Annotated in this window: 17 protein-coding genes and 1 pseudogene; 6 read left to right on the top strand and 12 right to left on the bottom strand. The window is 60.7% G+C overall.

Annotated features, from left to right (window positions below; genetic code table 11):
• Positions 1-14: 14 nt before the first annotated feature.
• Genes AC07UK_RS29950 through AC07UK_RS29940 form a run of 3 tightly spaced genes read right to left on the bottom strand, consistent with a single transcriptional unit; the run spans position 15 to position 2,145 of the window.
• On the bottom strand, positions 15-977 hold the full coding sequence (locus tag AC07UK_RS29950) for a tyrosine-type recombinase/integrase (protein WP_494687065.1): 963 nt from the start codon (positions 975-977) through the stop codon (positions 15-17).
• Between the two features lie 50 nt (positions 978-1,027).
• Positions 1,028-1,360: a hypothetical protein gene (locus tag AC07UK_RS29945; protein WP_494687064.1), complete on the bottom strand. Its 333-nt coding sequence runs from the start codon at positions 1,358-1,360 to the stop codon at positions 1,028-1,030.
• Positions 1,357-2,145: a DUF6884 domain-containing protein gene (locus tag AC07UK_RS29940; protein WP_494687063.1), complete on the bottom strand. Its 789-nt coding sequence runs from the start codon at positions 2,143-2,145 to the stop codon at positions 1,357-1,359. Before AC07UK_RS29940 ends, AC07UK_RS29945 begins: the two co-directional genes overlap by 4 nt.
• A gap of 118 nt (positions 2,146-2,263) precedes the next feature.
• Between AC07UK_RS29940 and AC07UK_RS29935 the strand changes: the two are divergent.
• Positions 2,264-2,344 (top strand): annotated as a pseudogene (locus AC07UK_RS29935) (hypothetical protein); the annotation flags it as partial.
• Between the two features lie 101 nt (positions 2,345-2,445).
• On the top strand, positions 2,446-2,979 hold the full coding sequence (locus AC07UK_RS29930; protein WP_494687062.1) for a transposase: 534 nt from the start codon (positions 2,446-2,448) through the stop codon (positions 2,977-2,979).
• 3 nt (positions 2,980-2,982) lie between these two features.
• Here the strand turns inward: AC07UK_RS29930 and AC07UK_RS29925 are convergent, their stop codons facing one another.
• The 7 genes from AC07UK_RS29925 to AC07UK_RS29895 form a co-directional block, all read right to left on the bottom strand.
• Positions 2,983-3,450 carry an RES family NAD+ phosphorylase gene (locus AC07UK_RS29925; protein WP_494687061.1) on the bottom strand — a complete coding sequence of 156 codons (468 nt, stop codon included), beginning with the start codon at positions 3,448-3,450 and terminating at the stop codon, positions 2,983-2,985.
• Positions 3,450-3,878 (bottom strand): Xre family toxin-antitoxin system antitoxin, encoded by a 429-nt coding sequence (locus tag AC07UK_RS29920; RefSeq protein WP_494687060.1) that lies wholly within the window; start codon positions 3,876-3,878, stop codon positions 3,450-3,452. The genes AC07UK_RS29925 and AC07UK_RS29920 overlap by 1 nt, the downstream gene beginning before the upstream one ends.
• A gap of 401 nt (positions 3,879-4,279) precedes the next feature.
• Complete coding sequence (locus tag AC07UK_RS29915; protein WP_494687059.1) at positions 4,280-4,729, bottom strand: hypothetical protein; 450 nt, start codon at positions 4,727-4,729, stop codon at positions 4,280-4,282.
• Between the two features lie 118 nt (positions 4,730-4,847).
• Positions 4,848-7,247, bottom strand: a complete 2,400-nt coding sequence (locus AC07UK_RS29910) for a TOTE conflict system archaeo-eukaryotic primase domain-containing protein (protein ID WP_494687058.1) — start codon at positions 7,245-7,247, stop codon at positions 4,848-4,850.
• Positions 7,204-7,767, bottom strand: coding sequence for a hypothetical protein (locus AC07UK_RS29905; RefSeq protein ID WP_494687057.1), 564 nt, complete (start codon positions 7,765-7,767; stop codon positions 7,204-7,206). The genes AC07UK_RS29910 and AC07UK_RS29905 overlap by 44 nt, the downstream gene beginning before the upstream one ends.
• A gap of 561 nt (positions 7,768-8,328) precedes the next feature.
• Positions 8,329-9,840, bottom strand: a complete 1,512-nt coding sequence (locus AC07UK_RS29900) for an ATP-binding protein (RefSeq protein ID WP_494687056.1) — start codon at positions 9,838-9,840, stop codon at positions 8,329-8,331.
• Between the two features lie 946 nt (positions 9,841-10,786).
• Positions 10,787-12,157, bottom strand: coding sequence for a Fic family protein (locus tag AC07UK_RS29895; RefSeq protein WP_494687055.1), 1,371 nt, complete (start codon positions 12,155-12,157; stop codon positions 10,787-10,789).
• 408 nt (positions 12,158-12,565) lie between these two features.
• On the opposite strand from AC07UK_RS29895, the gene AC07UK_RS29890 reads away from it, so the two are divergent.
• The 3 genes from AC07UK_RS29890 to AC07UK_RS29880 all read left to right on the top strand — a co-directional run bounded on the left by AC07UK_RS29890 (position 12,566) and on the right by AC07UK_RS29880 (position 13,806).
• Positions 12,566-12,916, top strand: a complete 351-nt coding sequence (locus AC07UK_RS29890; RefSeq protein ID WP_494687054.1) for a DUF4160 domain-containing protein — start codon at positions 12,566-12,568, stop codon at positions 12,914-12,916.
• On the top strand, positions 12,802-13,227 hold the full coding sequence (locus AC07UK_RS29885; RefSeq protein ID WP_035868910.1) for a DUF2442 domain-containing protein: 426 nt from the start codon (positions 12,802-12,804) through the stop codon (positions 13,225-13,227). The genes AC07UK_RS29890 and AC07UK_RS29885 overlap by 115 nt, the downstream gene beginning before the upstream one ends.
• 99 nt (positions 13,228-13,326) lie before the next feature.
• A complete protein-coding gene (locus AC07UK_RS29880) occupies positions 13,327-13,806 on the top strand; it encodes a hypothetical protein (protein WP_494687053.1) in 480 nt (159 codons plus the stop codon).
• On the opposite strand, the gene AC07UK_RS29875 is transcribed toward AC07UK_RS29880, so the two are convergent.
• On the bottom strand, positions 13,801-14,064 hold the full coding sequence (locus AC07UK_RS29875; protein ID WP_494687052.1) for a hypothetical protein: 264 nt from the start codon (positions 14,062-14,064) through the stop codon (positions 13,801-13,803). The genes AC07UK_RS29880 and AC07UK_RS29875 overlap by 6 nt on opposite strands.
• Positions 14,065-14,513: 449 nt before the next feature.
• Between AC07UK_RS29875 and AC07UK_RS29870 the strand changes: the two genes are divergently transcribed.
• Entirely contained in the window at positions 14,514-15,677 is a 1,164-nt protein-coding gene (locus AC07UK_RS29870; protein WP_494687051.1) for an IS110 family RNA-guided transposase, read from the top strand.
• A 313-nt stretch (positions 15,678-15,990) separates the two neighbouring features.
• Here the strand turns inward: AC07UK_RS29870 and AC07UK_RS29865 are convergent, their stop codons facing one another.
• Positions 15,991-17,487 (bottom strand): ISNCY family transposase, encoded by a 1,497-nt coding sequence (locus tag AC07UK_RS29865; protein WP_494687050.1) that lies wholly within the window; start codon positions 17,485-17,487, stop codon positions 15,991-15,993.
• Positions 17,488-17,490 lie beyond the last annotated feature (3 nt).

The raw sequence follows: 17,490 nt of genomic DNA, 5'->3' as shown, positions 1-17,490 counted from the left end.
CGCTGAAACCCCGATCATTTCATGATTTTTCGCCGTCGGGCAGCCGAAATGGTAGCGGCAATGCGGTCGCAGGTGCGATTGCTGGCAAGTCCTAAGATCCGGGTCACGTCGTCGTGCGTGCAGCCAGCGAGCAGCTGACGCCGGCAAAACGTATTGCGCAGCGTGCGGGGACTTGGCTCGACGCCGGAGAATCCTATCGCTTCCAGCGTGGCGGCCACGATCCGGCCCAAGCTCATGTCGGTGATGGGGCGGCCATCCGGGGTAAGGGTAAAAAGCAGGTCGCCTTCGACGGGAAGCGTTGCGCGGCGGACGTGCCAGGCCTGAAGTAGCGGTACCGCGAATTCGGCCAAGTGAACAGTGCGCGCGTCCCGCGCCCCATGTCCCGTCACGAAGAGATAGGGCGGGTTTGTATCCGGCACTAGGTCCCCCAAACGCGCGGCTCGCGCTTCCGCCGCGGTAATCCCCGTTGCGAGAAACATCGCGACGATCGCCCGGCTACGCAAGCCGGCCAGATCGTCGGCAGGGGATTGAAGATAGGCCTGCAGCCGCGCGTCCTCAGCCTCGTCAAGGAACTGGGGTGTGGGCTCTTGGTCTGGCCAGCGCTCGGCGGAGAGCATCAGGGCGGCTGGGTTGTCCAGGCGCACACCGGCGAAGACCAGATGCCGGCACAGGCGGTCCAGCAGCTTCACGTACCGCATGCGTGTGGCCGGAGAGTATGACCTGGCGTCGGGGGTCTGCAAAAACGCCTCGATATCGGCGGTGCCAAATGAGGCAACGGTCGCGCTCCTCGCCAGCAGGTGTCGTCGGAAGTTCTCGAACATCGCCTGGTGCTGGACGATCGAGCGCGCGGAGAAAGGGCGCCGATCAGCGCCAGCCGCCTCACGCGCCTGCCAGTCACGGTAGGCCAGGGTGGGATTGCTGAGCCAGGGGGAGTCCATTTGTGTCATACCCGCTGTTATATACTGAATTTGACCCATCCCACACCCCTGCCGCCGCTATGCGGCGGATATGGCTTGCAGGCGAGAGGTCAAAATCGCGGCCGCCCATAACGGTTGCGGCGCGCGGCGAGCCTTGCGCGGGTGCAGGCATAGCGTGGGTAGGCGGCATCCAGCATGCCCGCGATCCGCTCCAAGCGATCCTCCTGCGTGAAACAGCACGCGAGCAGGCATGCGTCGGCGCAGTAGCGCATGACCTCCTGTAGCAGCGCATACCGCTTTTCGGGCGGGAACTGGAGATTGCCGATCTTCGCCCACGCCTTCAGCCCTGTGTGGGCCAGCGCAACAAGTTTGTCGGGTGTTGCCGGTCCCGTTTGACATAGCTCTACCGCTTCCCGATGCAGCTCCCGGTCAAAATCGCTCATGCCGGCTCCTTGGTGGAAGTGTGCAGATCTGCGACGCTGACCCAACGCGGGCAGATTCTCGTGCGCCCGCGCACAAGGTCTTCCACCTCAACATCAGCGGTGGGGCCGCTCGGCCCATTGAAGACCGAGAGCACGCGGGCCTGGCGGGCGGGCAGAGCGGGCGCTGCCCGGTAGCGCAAGGTAGCAACGTCGCCAGCCACGATTCGTCCATAGGCGCGAAAAATCGGTGTGCCGTTGGCATGCTGACCGATCTGGTCGCGGAATGCAGGCTTCAGTCCGTCAAGAAAGGCGCCGAGCTGAGATCGCTGCATGCCGATACCACCATAGGATTCCTGCAGGACAGGCAGGGTAGGGCCGTACCGGCGCGCCAGCGCGGCGCGCATGACGCGCCGATATTCGGCACCGCCGGCGAGCATCACCGATCCGACACGCGTTGGCCAGGCACGGGGCCGAAGATAGCTCGACAAGTCGGCCATCATCTCGTCGGCGCGTTGCCGCGTCATGCGCTCGTCATATGGCGCAATTTCGGTGTCGGGATGCAGGAAGCCGTGACGCGCGGACAGGATCAGGACACTAGGCGCCGCATCGGTGCGCAGGTGTGCCCGGTACGATTGATACATGACGCCCCGGTATAGGTCGATAGCACGCGCATCCCGATCGAGCTTCGAGCCGGAGCAGGCCATCAATAGCAGGGCTGGCTCGGCGGTATCGTTGCAGAGCGTTGGCGCGAGGGGAAACAGGGGGAGTTGTGTAGTGGAGAGCATGAGCATGGAGTCGGGTTGCATGCTTTTTACTCTACAGAGCGACCGCCGAAGTCAAGTCAGCCGCGCGCTAAGGCGTTGGACCGAGCCGAAGCTGGCAAACAACGCCCTGGAGGACGAAAGCCAGTAGAGCGAGCAGCGAGGCTTTGCCATTTTGGTAAGAGGCACGTTTGGGAGGTTCCGGAACACCACTGCACACGCGCCTAGGGTATTCTGGAGATGACGATGCCGAGAATCCGTTGAGCGTGGTTTCGCTATTTCATCGCCGACGGGACGCGGCGGCGGTGCCTGCGCGAGTACTAAAAGGGAGGGCTGCGGATGGCCATGGAAAAATTCCGCAAAATGGCAGCGGCAATGGACCAACGTGTCCGGCAACTCACGGGAGAAGGGGTTACGGGAGGCGAGCTGATCCATTGTATGGCGGGCCACATACCCGACCTGCAGCGTGTTTGGGTAGGTGCCAGTGACCAGCAGCTTGCCAAGTTGTGTCAGGACTATCCCGGCTTCTACCATTACGCGAGCCTCATGGAAGCGGCTGCCGAAGCGGAGCGCGCGAACCCTACCAAGAAGTACCTGGAAATGCCGGAGTTGAATGCTCCGTTCAAGTCATTGCTGGCGGCGCTGCTCACTGATGCGGCGACGCTGGAGCTCCGCTATCAGGCACTGATCGAAGGGGCAAAACGAGACGGCATGGGCGGGAAACAGCGTCATCGTATTTGGCTCGCGGAGCGTGACCGCTTTGTTGGGGCCTTGAAGGAGACGAGCGCGCCGACAATCGTGCTGGAAGTGGTCGTTCCAGCCCTTGACCAGATAGCAGACCGCGTTGCCCAGCTCGAAAAGCGCGTCATCGCGGGATGATCATTACAACGATTGTCGCGGGAATAGCCTGTCATCCCATTGCACAGGCTCAGGCGTAGAGACCTGGATGCGCGACGCATCGGGATGGTGGGGATTGACGAGGGCGTTCCACTCCAGACGGGCTACCACGGATGGCACTAGCAGGATCGCAGATCGGCTCTCGGCCAGCCATCGATCACCGAAACTACGGGCGGCGCGTGGGTCTTCCAGCGTGTCCCAGCCGGTTGGCAATTGGGCGACCTCGGCTCGTTCCACCGACATGTCGTCAGGCACCGAGCCAATGACGAGGACATGCCGGCGTGGAACCTTGCCGATGCGGGCATGCACCAGCACCTCGAGCATTGCGCCAGCAAATGTCAGGGCGCCATAAATAAGGGGCCGCCCCGGGCTATTAATGCGCCCGCCGACCAGCATGGCGCCTGTGCCGTTCCAGACCTCATGCCGTTGGTCCGCAATCCGAAAGATCTGCATCAGGCGGACATGCCGTAGAAGAGCCGCCACAACAGTTCCTCAACGCGCCTGGCGCCGAGCTCCGTCATGGCAACATCTAACGGCTTGCTGCCGCCGAGCAGCGGATGGGCGGCATTGAGGAATGCGCGTGCGTCCTCCTCATCGTCCCAGACGAAGTTTGCGGTGGCGAAAATGCGCGCCAGCCGCTCTGTCTTTTCCGATTCGTCCGGGGTGAGTCGGTCCTTGCGACGTTTAAAAGTGGCTTCCGGCACGATACGGGACATCAATATGCGTCGTTCCTCGGAAGTCCGCACAACGTGGTCGACGATTTCCCGCAGCGCCGACTTGGGAAGACCTTCGCGGACGGCCGCGTCGAGTTCGGCAATCGAGAACAGCGGCGGGGATAACGCCATCGCGGCGCTAATGTTCTCAGGCGAGACGACCAGCATGGCATCACCTCTAGTATCAGTTGATACCGAATTGTAGTTCAAATGAGCGTGGAACGCCTTGTCGGACGATAATTTTGCAAAAGATATGATCTAAAAAACACACAGGAACTGTTATGTTAAATTGTTGCGCTATATAACAATGACAAATTCAGTTGCCCGCGCGACGCTCTTACTAAGAGGCGTATGCTGCTCGTGGGATGTGCCGCAATCAAATGACCATCAAATAGAATCTCTAATTCTAACTTATTGAATTAATTAGCATTTCTCGCGGTGAGAACCACGCGGCGCGGCTTACCATTGGGAAGTGGGCGTTCGCCCGCCTCGTTGCCTCCGGTGACCAGAAATCTGCTCTCGTGCTGTGTTGTATGGCCCCGCACCGTCTGCTGGCAGAGGCATCGCGGTTAGTTAAGGCCGCTTAACGCGCGCCGTGTCTTAATCAAAAGTTCTGGCAAAAATTTTATTAAGATGTCCCGACGCCGCAGGCCCAAGCTAGCCGTATCGACGTAGCCGGCAAAATATGTGGGAACTGGCGGCACAGGATGAAGTAAGCCATCAAACGGCATCAAGGGCAGGCCATCAGCGTTGCAGCGTGTAATTTCACCATCATGAAAAATCGGGCGAACAGCCTCCACGCTGACTTTTTTACTTTGAGGACGGGCCCCGATGTCGCGACCACTACCTGATCCAACGCTGCCTTCGCGCGCGACCACGCCCTGCGTGTGCTGGACCGGCTGGGTTTGACGATGCTGGTCGTGCCCAAGGCGCATGCGCCTTGGCTGGGTGCTTTCCTCGACCGGTACGGCAATGCCATTCGCTGTCATGCGGAGCGCGTTAATGGCTTGCTGGTCCATCCGATGCGGTGCCGCTCCTGAGGGCGGCTTTTCCCCGGCTACCGTGTGGGCGGCAACCCATGCGTGCTGGGGGTATAGGCGAAGAAGCACTCGTAGGACCCCAGTTGCAGCGAAACAATCATTCTGTCCCGGCCCCTCCCACCATCCGATACCCCATTGCCCGGTACCCGCGTTGGCGCTTGTCCCACATCCGCAGCAATGCTGCATGGCCGGTGTCCACAAAATCGATGATCCGTACGTCAGTCTTATCGGCATGTTCGCGGTGCAGCCTGCCCGCGTACTGTTGCAGGGTTCCCCGCCACGACACAGGCATTGCCAGCACCAAGGTATCGAGTGGCGGGTGGTCGAAACCCTCACCAACCAGCTTGCCGATTGCCAGCAAGACGCGCGGTGCGTCGGCTGGCAGGGCCTCGAGCGCCGCGATCAATGCGGCGCGTTTCGGCTTCGACAGCCGCCCGTGCAGTACGAAAAGGGGGGAAATCTGCCCGCCCAACGCAGCCTGGATGGCGTCGAGATGTTCGGTGCGTTCTGTCAGCAGCAAAATCTTGCGGCCTTGCCTAAAGGCCTCAAGCACTTCCGCAGCGATGGCGTCAGTGCGAGCCTGATCGTGGACCAGATGCCGGAATACCTCCTGAATGCCAGACTCGGGCGGCAACTCGATGCGCGAAAGGCAGGTGTGCGGTACGACCTCCAGGGCGTGCGGTGAGCTCGCCGGTTTCGCTGCCGTGTACCGGATCGGCCCGCACTGCATGAAGATGATGGGCTGCTGGCCATCGCGGCGAATCGGCGTGGCGGTCAGGCCGAGTACGTACTTCGCCTTGGCCCGTTTCAGGATCGCGTCGAACGAGACTGCGCCGATGTGGTGGCATTCGTCGACGATGACATGACCGTAGTGCTCGACCAGCGGATTGACTTCACCCTGCCGCGACAGAGATTGCATCACTGCGATGTCGATCTGACCGGAAGGCTTGGCCTTGCCGCCGCCGATGGTGCCGACCACGCCTTTGCCGACGCCCAGAAAGGCTTGCAGGCGCTCCTGCCATTGCTTGAGCAGTTCCGTGCGATGTACCAGCACCAAGGTGTTCACACCGCGACGAGCGATCATGGCGGCCGCCGTCACCGTCTTGCCGAAGGCGGTCGGTGCGCATAGCACGCCAGCATCATGCGGCAACATCCCGGCAATGGCGGCCTCCTGGTCAAGGCGAAGCGTGCCGACGAAGCCAACATCGATGGGCTCGCCCGCAAAGCGCTCGTCGCGTAGCTCACAGCGGATTCCGTTGTCGCGCAGCAGGTCCAGCGCGGCCTCGAGACAGCCGCGCGGCAGGGCGATGTGCTGCGGGTAGTTTTCTGCGTTGCCGATCACGCGTGGCTTGTCCCACACTGACAACCGCATCGCTTGCGCCTTATAGAACTCGGGGTTCTGGAATGCCGCCAAGCGAATCAGGCGGTTGGCCAGCGGCTGGGGCAGTTGCGCCTTCTCAAAATAGATCAGGTTGGCCAGCGTCACGGTCAGCGCCTCCGGCATCTTGCCCGTGAGCTTGCTTGCCGTCGAGGCTTCGCGCTTCCATGGCGTGGCCAAGTCCTCATCGCCGATGAAGGTGACATCCAGCGGGTGGACGCTACCCGTGGCACGAAAGATAGTTGGCTCGATGTCGTGCGGCGCCATCGGCTGGATTGACGCCAGGAAGGCCCACTGGTCGGGATAGGGATGAAAAGCGGCATCGACGAACACGCTGCAGCCATGCTCACGCGGTCGCTTCTGCAGTGGCAGGGCAATCAGATTGCCGAAGCCGCCTTTGGGCATCATGTCCTGGTTGGGAAACAGACGGTCATAGGACGCCAGCTTGAGTTGCCGCGTGCGCGAGCAAGTGTGGCTGATGATGGCCGTGCCCAAGCGGCGCGCATCGCGCGCCGAGACCTTGCCCGCGAAGAAGACCCAGACATGCGCACCCTGGCCGGAACGAGAAATTTCCAGCGCGACCGGCACACCAAGTTCACTGCAGGACTGCACGAAGGCACCGGCATCGTCACGCCACTCGGCCTCATCGAAATCGGCGGCGAGGAAATAGCAGGTGTCATCTTCCAGCAACGGATAGATTCCCACCGTGTGCTCACCGGCCAAATGATCGTAGATGACCTGATCAGAGAGCGGGATCAGCAATCGGTTGCCGCAGTCGCCGCACTTGATGCGCGGTTTCTCGCAGACGCCGGCGCGCCATTCGTTGGCGCAAGCCGGCGCGTAGCCGGACTTGCCCGTGGACTTGCTCTCCCAGCGGATCGGATAGACATCCGTGCGCCCGCGAAACAACCGGCGGAACAGCGCCACCTTGTCGTCCGTGGACATGTGCGGTTGTTCAGCCCCCAGAGCGCCAGGCGCGGCCTCCTTCGGCGGCAAGCGCCATGCGATACCATGCGCTTCCAGTAGCGCGATCAGGCGGGCGTTCTCGGCTTGCAGCGCGGCGAACGCATCACGATCAGCCATCGACGCCATATTCGGCCAGCAAAGCATCCATGTCATCGGCTACTCCGTAGCCGAAATTGTCACTATTACGTTGTACTTGGGCAAGGCGTGCCCAGAGTGCCGGCCGCTGTGTATCGGGCAAGGTAGCGATCATTTGCAGCGCCTGCTCGAACATCCGTACCAAGGCTTCAAAATAGCTGTCGTCCTGGTAGCCAACGTCGGCGCTGAAGCCGGACGCCCGTTCGCAATAGAACACCATCAGCTCGGCCATCCCTTCCGGCTGGCCATTGGCCTTCTTGTACTCGGAGATCGCCTTCTTCGCCTTGGCGACCGAGGTGTCCTGGTTTTTGAACGCATCCGGCCACAGCCAGCGGTCGATGGTCACCTTGTATGGCTTGAGCACATCGCCGCCCAGCGTAAACCGCGCGTGCAGGAAGGCCTGGTTGTCCTTACTCGCCACGTACAGGGCCTGTACCAGCCCGATCAAGCCGGCACGGTCGAAGTCGGTCAGCTTGGCTTTGACATTGCTCCAGGAAGGCGAGGCTTTGCGGGCGGCCTTTGGCTTTACGTCTGGCATTGACTTGCCCCCCAACATGGAAGAACCGCTCCCGCATCTGGTAGCAGCCGGAACGGACACCGGTTCGCTTCGGTGCAGCACTTCCAACAATACAGTTTCTGACCGCGCCTTCTTCGGGCGAGGTAAGCGCAACCTGGAACAGAGGCACCTGTTCTGCCAAGCTTGGGCCATCGAGCACATATGTTCGTTGCTCGCTGACGAGGCAGTGCCGTCCTCCGGTCGTCGACCTGTTCCGACGTGCCGCATTCACGGAAGGTGTCAGCCGCGGTTATTGCGCTTGCGCGCGTAGCCACCCTTGTCATCATCCTCTCATAGTCGATTGGCGAATCGCGATCGATTGTATCAATGTGGGATGACTGACTGTCATTCGCCGCTCCACGAAGACGGTCTCGTTGGATTGCCATCGAGTGGAAGAATTTCAAAGCACCCCCATTTTGATCCCGGCATGCCTTGAAGGGAAGGGCGCAGCCCTTCATGGTGATTACGGTCGGTGCAATCGTTCGCCGCTTCCTTCAACACCCACGTCGGGGGGGCGGGCAGAAGCTAGGGCCCGTCCGAGCATCACACTGACCGCGAAGACGTAAGCATCCTGACGTATGCCGGCAAGTCCAGGCACTGGTAGCCGGCGGCCGTCAGCGCCCGAGCCTCTTCATCAGAAAAGACTGGCGAGAACAGCGCCTTGGTCAACGTCCACCCTTTCACCCGGCGCCCTTCCTTTGTCGACATGAATCGCTCGATGTGTCGCTCAAATTCGGAAAGCGAGGACCGGATGTGCTTGCTTGCACTGCGCTTACACGAGCCGAAGCGGATATGCCGCGCGTCCTCGTCGAGTGCGACGATGTCGATCTCGATCGCGTTCTGTTCGTCTCGCGGCCGATTCCAGTAGCCCAGTTCGATGGAGGTCAGCGAGAAATCGCCCACGCCCTTTCGCGAACACTCTACGTGCAACTGACGAATCAGTTTCTCGAACGCGTATCCCTCGTGCCCGTGCAGCCGAGGGAGCGTCAGATCGATCGCCTTCGATAGCGGGCGCATGCGGGAAGCGTCCCGCGCCGGCTTCACGACCGACAGCCACGCCTGCAGAAAGTTGTCGGTGATGTAATAGCGGGAATTGCGGCTCTTGCTCTCCGAGAACACCGGGTGGCGCTTGTCGACCATATGGTAATTCTCGACCAACCGTTTGACTGTGACCTTCAACGACGCTTCGTCTTCATCCCGCAGCAGGGTGCCGACTAATTGCCCGTGGCTCGAGCCTGGATGTTCCGCGAGAAAGTTTAGGACTGAGAGCAGTCTGCCCTTTACCTCACGGAGAAAGGATGTGTCTGCCTCTTCGGCCAGAGGGCTGCCTTCGCGAAGGAACATCCGCTCGAGCAAGGCTTCCTGAAACCGGCTGCCCACCTGAAACAGGCCTTGGTCATACGCGTCCCGGTAGAACTTGGGAACGCCCTCGAAGAAGCCCCAGAGCGTGAGCCAATGGTGCGGGTCGCGGATATCGTGTGCGCGGTACACCTCGATCAAGTCCTCGAAATCCCAGTGCTGCAGATCGATCGTCGCAGTTAGCCGCCCAAAGAGCGGCGCACCCTTGTCGTCGAGGAGCGCGCTCATTTCCGACTGCAGGGAGCCAAGGACAAACAGCCCGCCCCCTTGCGTATCGCGCAGCCGGTCCACTTGCTCCTGCAGGAATGAATTGAAGGCGTAGAGCCTCGCCTGCGTGAAATACTGGAATTCGTCCAACACGACGATCAGGCCGCGGCGGCATAGCTGGCCGATCACGCCGGCCATCGAGGCGAAGTCAGTGACTTGCGGGGCCAGTGCATTTGCAATCTCGGATTCGCAGTCTTCCAGCGCCCGGCGGAACCCAGTCGCCACATCTCGCTCGTCTGAGTCTGGTACCTGCATGTAGACCATCTGGGCGAGTAGCGACGGTTCGCTCTTGGACAGCTCACGCAGCAGGGTCGTCTTGCCAATGCGTCGTCGGCCTTGGATGCGGCAGAAGAACCAGTTTGGGCCATGGACAATCCGGTCCAGCGTCTCTAGCGTGCCCATCCGTCCGTAGAATTCCCAAGAGGTCATAGCAACCTGTTTTAGTTACACGGATGTATCGTAAAGTGTTTGTGGCCGCAAAGCTAGGTGGAAGAGGGCTTTCTGCGGGGAAAGCCCGTTCCCTTCGTCTGGCCGATGCGCCCCGATGACGCGTCAATGCCGGTTTTCGCATATAAGATACAACAATGTATCTTATATGATAAGTGTCTAATAAGTGTCTTATTCGTCCGCAGGAGGGGTTACGGCTGGTAACGCCTAGCCATGGATAGCATGGGCACGCCAGGCTGGCGCGCAACGCTTGGAGCAGGGCTCGCATAACTGCAGGCCTGGGCCAATGAGCAGACGACACGCTGGGCCGCCGCTGAATCCGATAGAAGGCAGCCAATCCCGTTTCAAATTTATAATTTCACGTTCATGAAACAATCTTGCGAACAGCCTTCGTGCTGGCTTGCCATGCTTCACGGGACGGGCCTCTATGCCGCGACCACTACCTGAGCCGACGCCTTCGTCGCGCGCGACGATTCTTCCCAACTGGGCGACCGCATACAGCCAACTGGGCGGGAGGAGGGATGTCCATTGACCAGGCGGCGAGGCATTGCGGTGTCTCTGTCGGCATGCTGTCCAAGCTGGGGAGCGGCAAGGGGGTCAATCTCGAGCACGCCTGTGCTGGACGAACTGGGTTTGACGATACTCGTCGCATGCGCCTTGGCACCCGAATACGCAGCGGCTGATGCGGCGAAGATCCGCGCCAGCGTCGCTGGTAGCAGCGCGGCCGCACACCAGTTCGCATCTGAGCGACACGTCCGACAATGAAGTTCCAGGCCGCGCTTCACTCGCCGCTCCCTGCGTCGATTAGTTACCGGCCAGCCGCGGTGCAGGGCTTCGGTTTCGTAGAATTTGCGGATTCGGGGTCCACGCCACGATCACTATGGGCAGCGTGCAGATTGTAAAGCTTGGTGACGCGGCGGCAATGTAATCAGTTGGGTGGCCCCGACACCTGGGATGCCTTCCAAGCTGCGAGTTCCGAGGGGCGCAAGCCGTAGCGGGCCAGTACGCCCTCGTGCAGCCGTCGGAGTTCTTCTACGATTAGTGCTTGCACGTTGTCACGATCAACTCCTGGCACGTTTGCCATGACGACCTGCCGAATCACGGATAGCGCATCCTGATCGGGTTGCAGCACGACGTCCCGGATCGCTTGTTTGATCACATCACGCCAGGCAAGGCGTAGCGGATCGGGTTCCGCCAGGTCCTGCTTGATGGCCAGGTACTCTTGCGTTGAGCGCTCGTAGGCCCAAACGTAGAGATCGCGCAGCAACTCCACGCGGGTCATCTCATACATGCCAAGGATGGCGCGACTATAAGCTTGCTCCGGCACATCCAGGAACGTCAGCGGACAAAGGTTTGCACGGAACAGCGGCAGATTGGCCACCAGGCGCGAGGTGCGTTTGTTGACGTCCGCGAATGGCTGCAGGTATGGCAGGTGCACCATCACGAAGAATGATTGTTCAAAGGGATCAGCAATTTGATTCACCTTCTCGAGCAGGGCATCTAGTGCGTCCTCAATTTGCTGTGGTGCCGACAGGGGACGGTAGACACTTTGGCCGATGTCCACGGCGTGCTGGCGAATCCGGCCTTCATCGGCAGGGTTGGGCAACAGGTTCTCCGACAAGGCGCTATGCAAGTTCATCAAGGTATAGCGGTCAAAACCGACCGTAGTGATGTTCTCCACCAGCAGTTCGATGGCCGTCTTGTGGTTGAGGATCATCTGGGTTTCGATGGCCGCCTTGCCTTGCGCTGCCTTCCCGTGCTCAATCAGCTCACGGGTGTCCAGGCGGGAATAGGTGTTGCCCTCCAAATGACTCGATGCCCATGACAGGTCGATCAGCAGCCGGTTCAGAATTGCCCTGCTATAGGTTCCAGCGGGGGCATCAGCCTGTGCGGTCTTGCCCATCTTGTGTAGCTGACGCCGAAGCGATTCCGAAAGGTACCGTGTGACATTGGGTTGATAGGCGTCAAGGAAGTCGCGTTGGTAGCCCACAGGCTTGCGCGCTTTCGGGGGCTGATCGATATAGGCGACGATGTCGCGGCTGTCTGCGGAAAGCGGGATGTAACTCGGGAAGCGGTCCTGCTCAGGCGCGGTCGTGGCAAGCTCTGTCGTTTTCGCCACGAAATAACGACGGGCGCGTCCTTCGCCGATCGCCGTGATCTGTCCGCCATCGATCCATTGGCTGATCCAACGTTGGGCTGTCCGCCGCGCAACGTCGGGATGCTTGGCTAGCAACTCGGCGAGCATCAATCCAGCGGGGGCATTCCGAATGCTGTCTAGCAGGGCGTGGGCGGTGGACATAAGGAGCGTGGCGCAGTTCGCTTGAGGAATGGCGCCATTTTGGCGCAGTTTTTTAAACTGCGCCCAAAAATTGGCGCAGTATGACAACCCCAATTAACGATAGAGCCGCGCCCGGGCCTAGGCATAGTGCTCATAGAAGGCGGCCCATTTGCGGAAGCTGCCCAATTCGCCCACGACCCGGATCATGGCCAGGTGGGAACTCGTCAGCGCCACCGGTGGAACTCTGCTTGGCGCTGCTGTCGTGCCGCGCGAAGGCGGCATATTGCGCACGATCAGGTTAGAAGGCACATCACTTCGAGATGGGTAGGGGCAACATCGAATCCGCGTATGGCGAACTAGTCATAGGCACCAGGCCCTTGTAAGATCACGGCAACTAATAACCCAAGCTGCTTAGGTTTGGTACAATCAATGCCAACGGTCTTATCGATTTTCGGCCTGCGCGTGGTGATCTACCCCAACGACCATCGCCCGGCCCATGTCCACGTGATGGGCAAAGGCTGCGAAGCTGTCTTCAATCTGCATTGCCCGAAGGGGCCGCCAGAAACTGCGCGAGAACTATGGCTTTTCGGCCAGGGACTTGGGGAAAATCGTCGACGCGCTGATCGCCCATCTGGCGGCGTTGTGCCGCGACTGGAGAGGCATCCATGGAAATTACTGACGACGTGCTGGCCGCTGCGAATGCGCGCGGCGCGGCCAAAAAGGCCTCCTTCCCGGCGGTGGTGTCGGTGCGCTACGACCGGCGCGTCTCGCGCGTGGTGATCGCGCTGGCATCCGGCCTTGAACTGGCGTTTTCGCCCAAGGCGGCGCAGGGTCTGGAACACGCCCACCCGGCGGACCTGGCCGACGCCGAGATCAGCCCCTCGGGGCTTGGCATCCATTTCCCCCACCTGGATGCGGACCTGTATCTGCCGGCGCTGCTCGAAGGTTTTCTCGGCTCCAAGCGTTGGATGGCGTCAGAGCTGGGCAAACGCGGAGGTGCGGCGTCGACGGCTGCCAAGGCGGCGGCTGCGAGGGAAAACGGTAGGCTTGGCGGACGCCCCCGCAAAAGCAAGTTGCCTGCCGCCGCGTGAAACAAAGAGCGCCCCTGAAGCGCTTCAGCAGCGGCCAACCATGACGCACTATCGTTGCGAATTAACCCGCGGACGGCCGAAGTGAATGGCGGTTGGCGCTTGCAATTGCTCGACGATGGCGAGGAAGTTGGCGGCGCGGTATTTCCCGCCGATCCCAACCCGGACCCGCATGCTGGCATGGCCTGGTTTAACGCACTCGCGGAGCCGGAACGCGCCAGGGAGAGTGGAGCAGGGCGTGCCAGAGTGGTCGACGTCGTCGACCCGGATGCGATCAGGCGCGCGGCGGGCAAGCCGACGCGGGCTTTATGGCTCGCGGCCAAGAGCGCCAACGTCAGCTACAGCGGCGAGCTAACGCCAGAGGAGTTGGAGCAGGCGCTGGCATCCGGCGAGGCCCCTGACCAACATTATGCTCAACTGGCTCACGTACTCGACGAAGCGCCGCTTCAGCTTGTCTGCAAGGTTGTGGCTGAAGTTGCCGCCAAGCGGCACCGCGAAACTACCGACATCTGGAAAAACCTGCGGCGCCCGGCACAGGCTCTCAATGCTACGCGTTGGGGCCTATGGGGTGATCGGTCATGACTGCTTCGGCCTGCGCTGCAGCTTGACTGGGACCGGGTCCTGAGGACGGAACTGGGCCGTCAGCATGTCCCGCAGGCGCGGCAAGCCGATGATCCAGCCATTGCGCACGACATCCACGGACGGAACCAGGTGATCCGGGTGCTCCTCGAAGTAGCGCTCGCTCGCAGCCATGAGGCGGCGAGATTCGACCGGCAGATTCGGACTCAAAACCATCGCGGCGAGCCGGAAAACGTTTGCCTCCCGCTGATTGCCGGCCATGGCCAGTCGCCCACGGGCGGCAGCCGTGCACCTTTCCAGTAGCTCACATTCCTCATCTCTCGAGGTCACCGGCGGATCTCCTTGGACAACTCCCTCGGGGGGCGGGCGCTTAGTGCCTAGGCACTCCTTCGGGTGCGACGGCGCGTTGGCAATGGGGGAAGGTTGGTGTCACGCATCATGTAGCGTGCGCAGGCCTCGATGTCTTGCTCAGAAACTCCGGCTTCCGCGAAGGTGTTCCTCCATCCAGAAACGATGTCCAGAAGCTGCTCGACTTCAGCGTGTGCCTCCGCGGGCATGAGCATGAATAACACACATGTCTAGGCCAAATCAGAATGTCCTATCTCTGTCCAGATCAGAATGTCCGCTAGATCCTATGTATAAGGACGGGTCGGCTCGCAGAGTGGTCCTAAAGTGAAGGTGCAAGTAACTTACTTTGGAGGGCCCACATCATGCAACCGACCCGCATCGATCATTTTATGCCGCCGGGCGAATTTTTGGCTGTAGCACTGGAGCTATCGAGCGGATCCTGGAAGATCGGCTTGCATGATGGCAAACGCGAGAAACCTGCAATCCACGCGGTATCGGCTAATTCTGCGGCATGTCGCTTACAGCAAGCCGTGCAGCAGATCGAGAAGGTCAAGTCAAAATGGGGCCTTGCGCCTGATGTGCGAACGGTCGTACTGTACGAAGCAGGACAGGACGGTTTCTGGATAGCACGGGCCCTGGCCAAGCTCAGCTATGAACCCCTGATCTGCGACCCGGCCAGCATACCCGTGGAGCGACACGCACGGCGGGCCAAGACTGATCGGCTTGACGTGATCCGGCTGCTGATGTGTCTGCGGGCCTGGTTGCGCGGCGAATATGACCGCATGCGTGTGATACGGGTGCCAAGCATCGAAGCCGAAGCGCAACGCCATCTTGTACGGGACCGGGGCGAGCTCCAAAAGGAAACAATGCAGCATCGCGACCGGATACGCAAATTGTTGCGCACGGTGGGCTGCTGGCAGGACGTCAATGGCGACATCGCAGCGCGTCTCGCGATGGGAGCGTTTCGCTGCCACGACGGCGCCCCCTTGCCGCCAGACCTGCACGCGCGACTAACCAGGGAGTGCCGGCGCCTGGCCCTGGCCGAGCAGCAATTTGCCCAGCTCGAAAAAGAATTGATCGAACAATTGCCGGAACCCGTACAGAAACGCATCGCCGACCTCGAACGACTCAAGGCCATCGGCCCGGTGGGGGCTACCCGACTGGTACTCGAACTATTCTGGCGACACTTCGACAACCGGCGCCAAGTGGGGTCCTGTGTCGGTCTGGTGCCTCAGCCCTACGACAGCGGCCAGAGCCGGGTCGACCAAGGAATCAGTAAACAAGGCAACCGGCGAGTGCGCTCCTTGCTGATCGAGATGGCGTGGTTCTGGCTCCGCTACCAACCCCACAGCACGATCGCGCGGTGGTTTGCGCAGCGTACCTTAGGCAATGCCCAGAACAAGCGCGCCAAACGTATCGCCATCGTCGCGGTGGCGCGGCGGCTCGTCATCGCATTGTGGCGCTACCTTGAGCACGGGGTCATCCCCGAGGGCGCGGTACTGAAGAACGCAAGAACCCGAAGGTAGAAACACACTTCAACAATCGGGTGACAAGGTTGGGGACATTCAGTTACGCAGCACAGTTAAAAGTAGACAGGCCCGCGCACTACACTGGTTGCTCAGCAACCGACACTTCTAGATGGGGCTTGTCGCATCCGGGTCTTCTACGCGCTACGCGCATGCAGGACTATGCCGGAAATATTCGGCGGATAGAAGTTTGTGATGGTGATCAACCCTCACGCAACGATGACCGGGAACTTGAAACTGACCTCGGGCAACACGACCTCCTCGTCGCTCCGAGCAAAATTTAATGGGACTATTTTTAGCGAAAAACCTTGACTCAGTTCTCATCATAGAAGTGCAGTGTGGTGTTCTTCTTTCTTGGTGCCTTTCTGGGATGTTTGCGTAAGGCAGTCGAGCTGACCTGAGGCGGTGCGGTATCAACAGGGTGGGGCGGTGGTGCCACTTCATCAATGGCGCGCCGCAAATCGTCCGAGCTCAACTTTCGCTGCGGCTTGGTGCCCGGCATACGCAATTCAGGGTGCCGAGGTGGTTGGCCAATGAGAGTGCGTGATGGCAGGTCAAGGTTTCGCCGGTTGTCGCGCAGGACCTGCACGCGTTGGGCGATCTCCAGCACGTGTCCCAACCGCTTGTTCTCAACGATTGCGCCCTGATCGATCTCCGACAGGCGGTCATAAAGGACATAGGGCCGGGAGATGCCGTCGGCCCAGAGTTCGATATGGCCGTCCGGATACTCCGCGACCTCGATATAGCGATGGACCAGCGACCGATGTTCTGGCAGGTCCTTGATGAGGTACAGCTTACGATCGTATTGCAGGGTCAGTCGATTCGAGACCTTGCGCCATTCCCTCCAGGTAAATATGCGTTCGAGATCCTCTTCGGGCCGTACCGGGCGATGTGCGTTAAAGTCGCTGCGGGGAATCTTGGCAAAGCGCATGTTGAAGTCGGCGATGAAGACCGGCGCAAAGGCATTGGCGGCCTCCAGCGTGCTGATATTGTGCGCGCGCAACTCCTTGACCAGCCGGTCCTGCAGCGTGCCGTTCATCCGCTCGACGCGTCCTTTGGCCGGGCTCGAATTGGCGCAAATGCTCTCGATGTTGAGTTCGTAAAGCGCGCGCCCGAACTGGGTATAGTCGCGGCCGGCGGTGGCGCCCTTGGCATTGACCCGGAACACGCTGAACTTGTCGCTGTAGAACGCCACGGGCTTGCCGTGGCGCTCAAGATAGGCACGGGTCGCGGCAAAGTAGGCAAAGGTGGACTCCGTCGGGACGAACAATAGCTGCATCAGCCGGCCCGTGGCGTCATCGACGTACACCAGCAGCGTGCAAGCCGGCGCCCGGTCCTCAAACCAGGCGTGATCGCTGCCGTCGATCTGCACGAGTTCGCCCAGGCAGGCCCGGCGGCTGCGAGGCTGATGGATCTTCGGCGGCCGCTGCTTCCTTGGCACCCAGAAACCCGCATCGATCATGATTCGGCGTACCGTCTCCTTGGCCAGATTGACGCCATGGCACTCGCGTAGCTTCTCGCAAGCCAGTGTTGGGCCGTAATCGGCGTACTGGGCCTGGATCAGGGCGCGTGCCTGCGCTTCCAGCAGGCGCGGAAGCTGCCGATGGCCAGGCTGCCCGCGCTGACGCGACAGCAGTCCCGTCGGGCCGTCCATACGCCAGCGTTGGACCAACCGCCGCACTTGGCGTGTGGTCAGATTGAGCCGTTCGGCGGCTCGCCATTGCGGCAGCAGACCTTCGGCGGTAGCTTGAATGACCTTGAAGCGGTCAGCTTCGCGCAGACTCATGGTGATCAATCCTCGATCGTTCATGGC

It is taken from the genome of Cupriavidus sp. GW821-FHT07C08 (assembly GCF_059419025.1).
The sequence above is the reverse complement of the archived record's forward strand: the minus strand, read 5'-3'. Positions and strand labels throughout refer to the sequence as shown.

Excerpts from the sequence above, each read along its gene's own strand:
- AC07UK_RS29940 (WP_494687063.1), bottom strand. The coding sequence starts at position 2,145 with ATGCAACCCGACTCCATGCTCATGCTCTCCACTACACAACTCCCCCTG.
- AC07UK_RS29865 (WP_494687050.1), bottom strand. The coding sequence starts at position 17,487 with ATGAACGATCGAGGATTGATCACCATGAGTCTGCGCGAAGCTGACCGC.
- AC07UK_RS29875 (WP_494687052.1), bottom strand. The coding sequence starts at position 14,064 with ATGGCCGGCAATCAGCGGGAGGCAAACGTTTTCCGGCTCGCCGCGATG.
- AC07UK_RS29905 (WP_494687057.1), bottom strand. The coding sequence starts at position 7,767 with ATGCCAGACGTAAAGCCAAAGGCCGCCCGCAAAGCCTCGCCTTCCTGG.
- AC07UK_RS29885 (WP_035868910.1), top strand. The coding sequence starts at position 12,802 with ATGGAAATTACTGACGACGTGCTGGCCGCTGCGAATGCGCGCGGCGCG.
- AC07UK_RS29915 (WP_494687059.1), bottom strand. The coding sequence starts at position 4,729 with ATGGACCAGCAAGCCATTAACGCGCTCCGCATGACAGCGAATGGCATT.
- AC07UK_RS29900 (WP_494687056.1), bottom strand. The coding sequence starts at position 9,840 with ATGACCTCTTGGGAATTCTACGGACGGATGGGCACGCTAGAGACGCTG.
- AC07UK_RS29920 (WP_494687060.1), bottom strand. The coding sequence starts at position 3,878 with ATGCTGGTCGTCTCGCCTGAGAACATTAGCGCCGCGATGGCGTTATCC.
- AC07UK_RS29910 (WP_494687058.1), bottom strand. The coding sequence starts at position 7,247 with ATGACATGGATGCTTTGCTGGCCGAATATGGCGTCGATGGCTGATCGT.
- AC07UK_RS29925 (WP_494687061.1), bottom strand. The coding sequence starts at position 3,450 with ATGCAGATCTTTCGGATTGCGGACCAACGGCATGAGGTCTGGAACGGC.
- AC07UK_RS29870 (WP_494687051.1), top strand. The coding sequence starts at position 14,514 with ATGCAACCGACCCGCATCGATCATTTTATGCCGCCGGGCGAATTTTTG.
- AC07UK_RS29930 (WP_494687062.1), top strand. The coding sequence starts at position 2,446 with ATGGAAAAATTCCGCAAAATGGCAGCGGCAATGGACCAACGTGTCCGG.
- AC07UK_RS29895 (WP_494687055.1), bottom strand. The coding sequence starts at position 12,157 with ATGTCCACCGCCCACGCCCTGCTAGACAGCATTCGGAATGCCCCCGCT.
- AC07UK_RS29950 (WP_494687065.1), bottom strand. The coding sequence starts at position 977 with ATGGGTCAAATTCAGTATATAACAGCGGGTATGACACAAATGGACTCC.
- AC07UK_RS29945 (WP_494687064.1), bottom strand. The coding sequence starts at position 1,360 with ATGAGCGATTTTGACCGGGAGCTGCATCGGGAAGCGGTAGAGCTATGT.
- AC07UK_RS29890 (WP_494687054.1), top strand. The coding sequence starts at position 12,566 with ATGCCAACGGTCTTATCGATTTTCGGCCTGCGCGTGGTGATCTACCCC.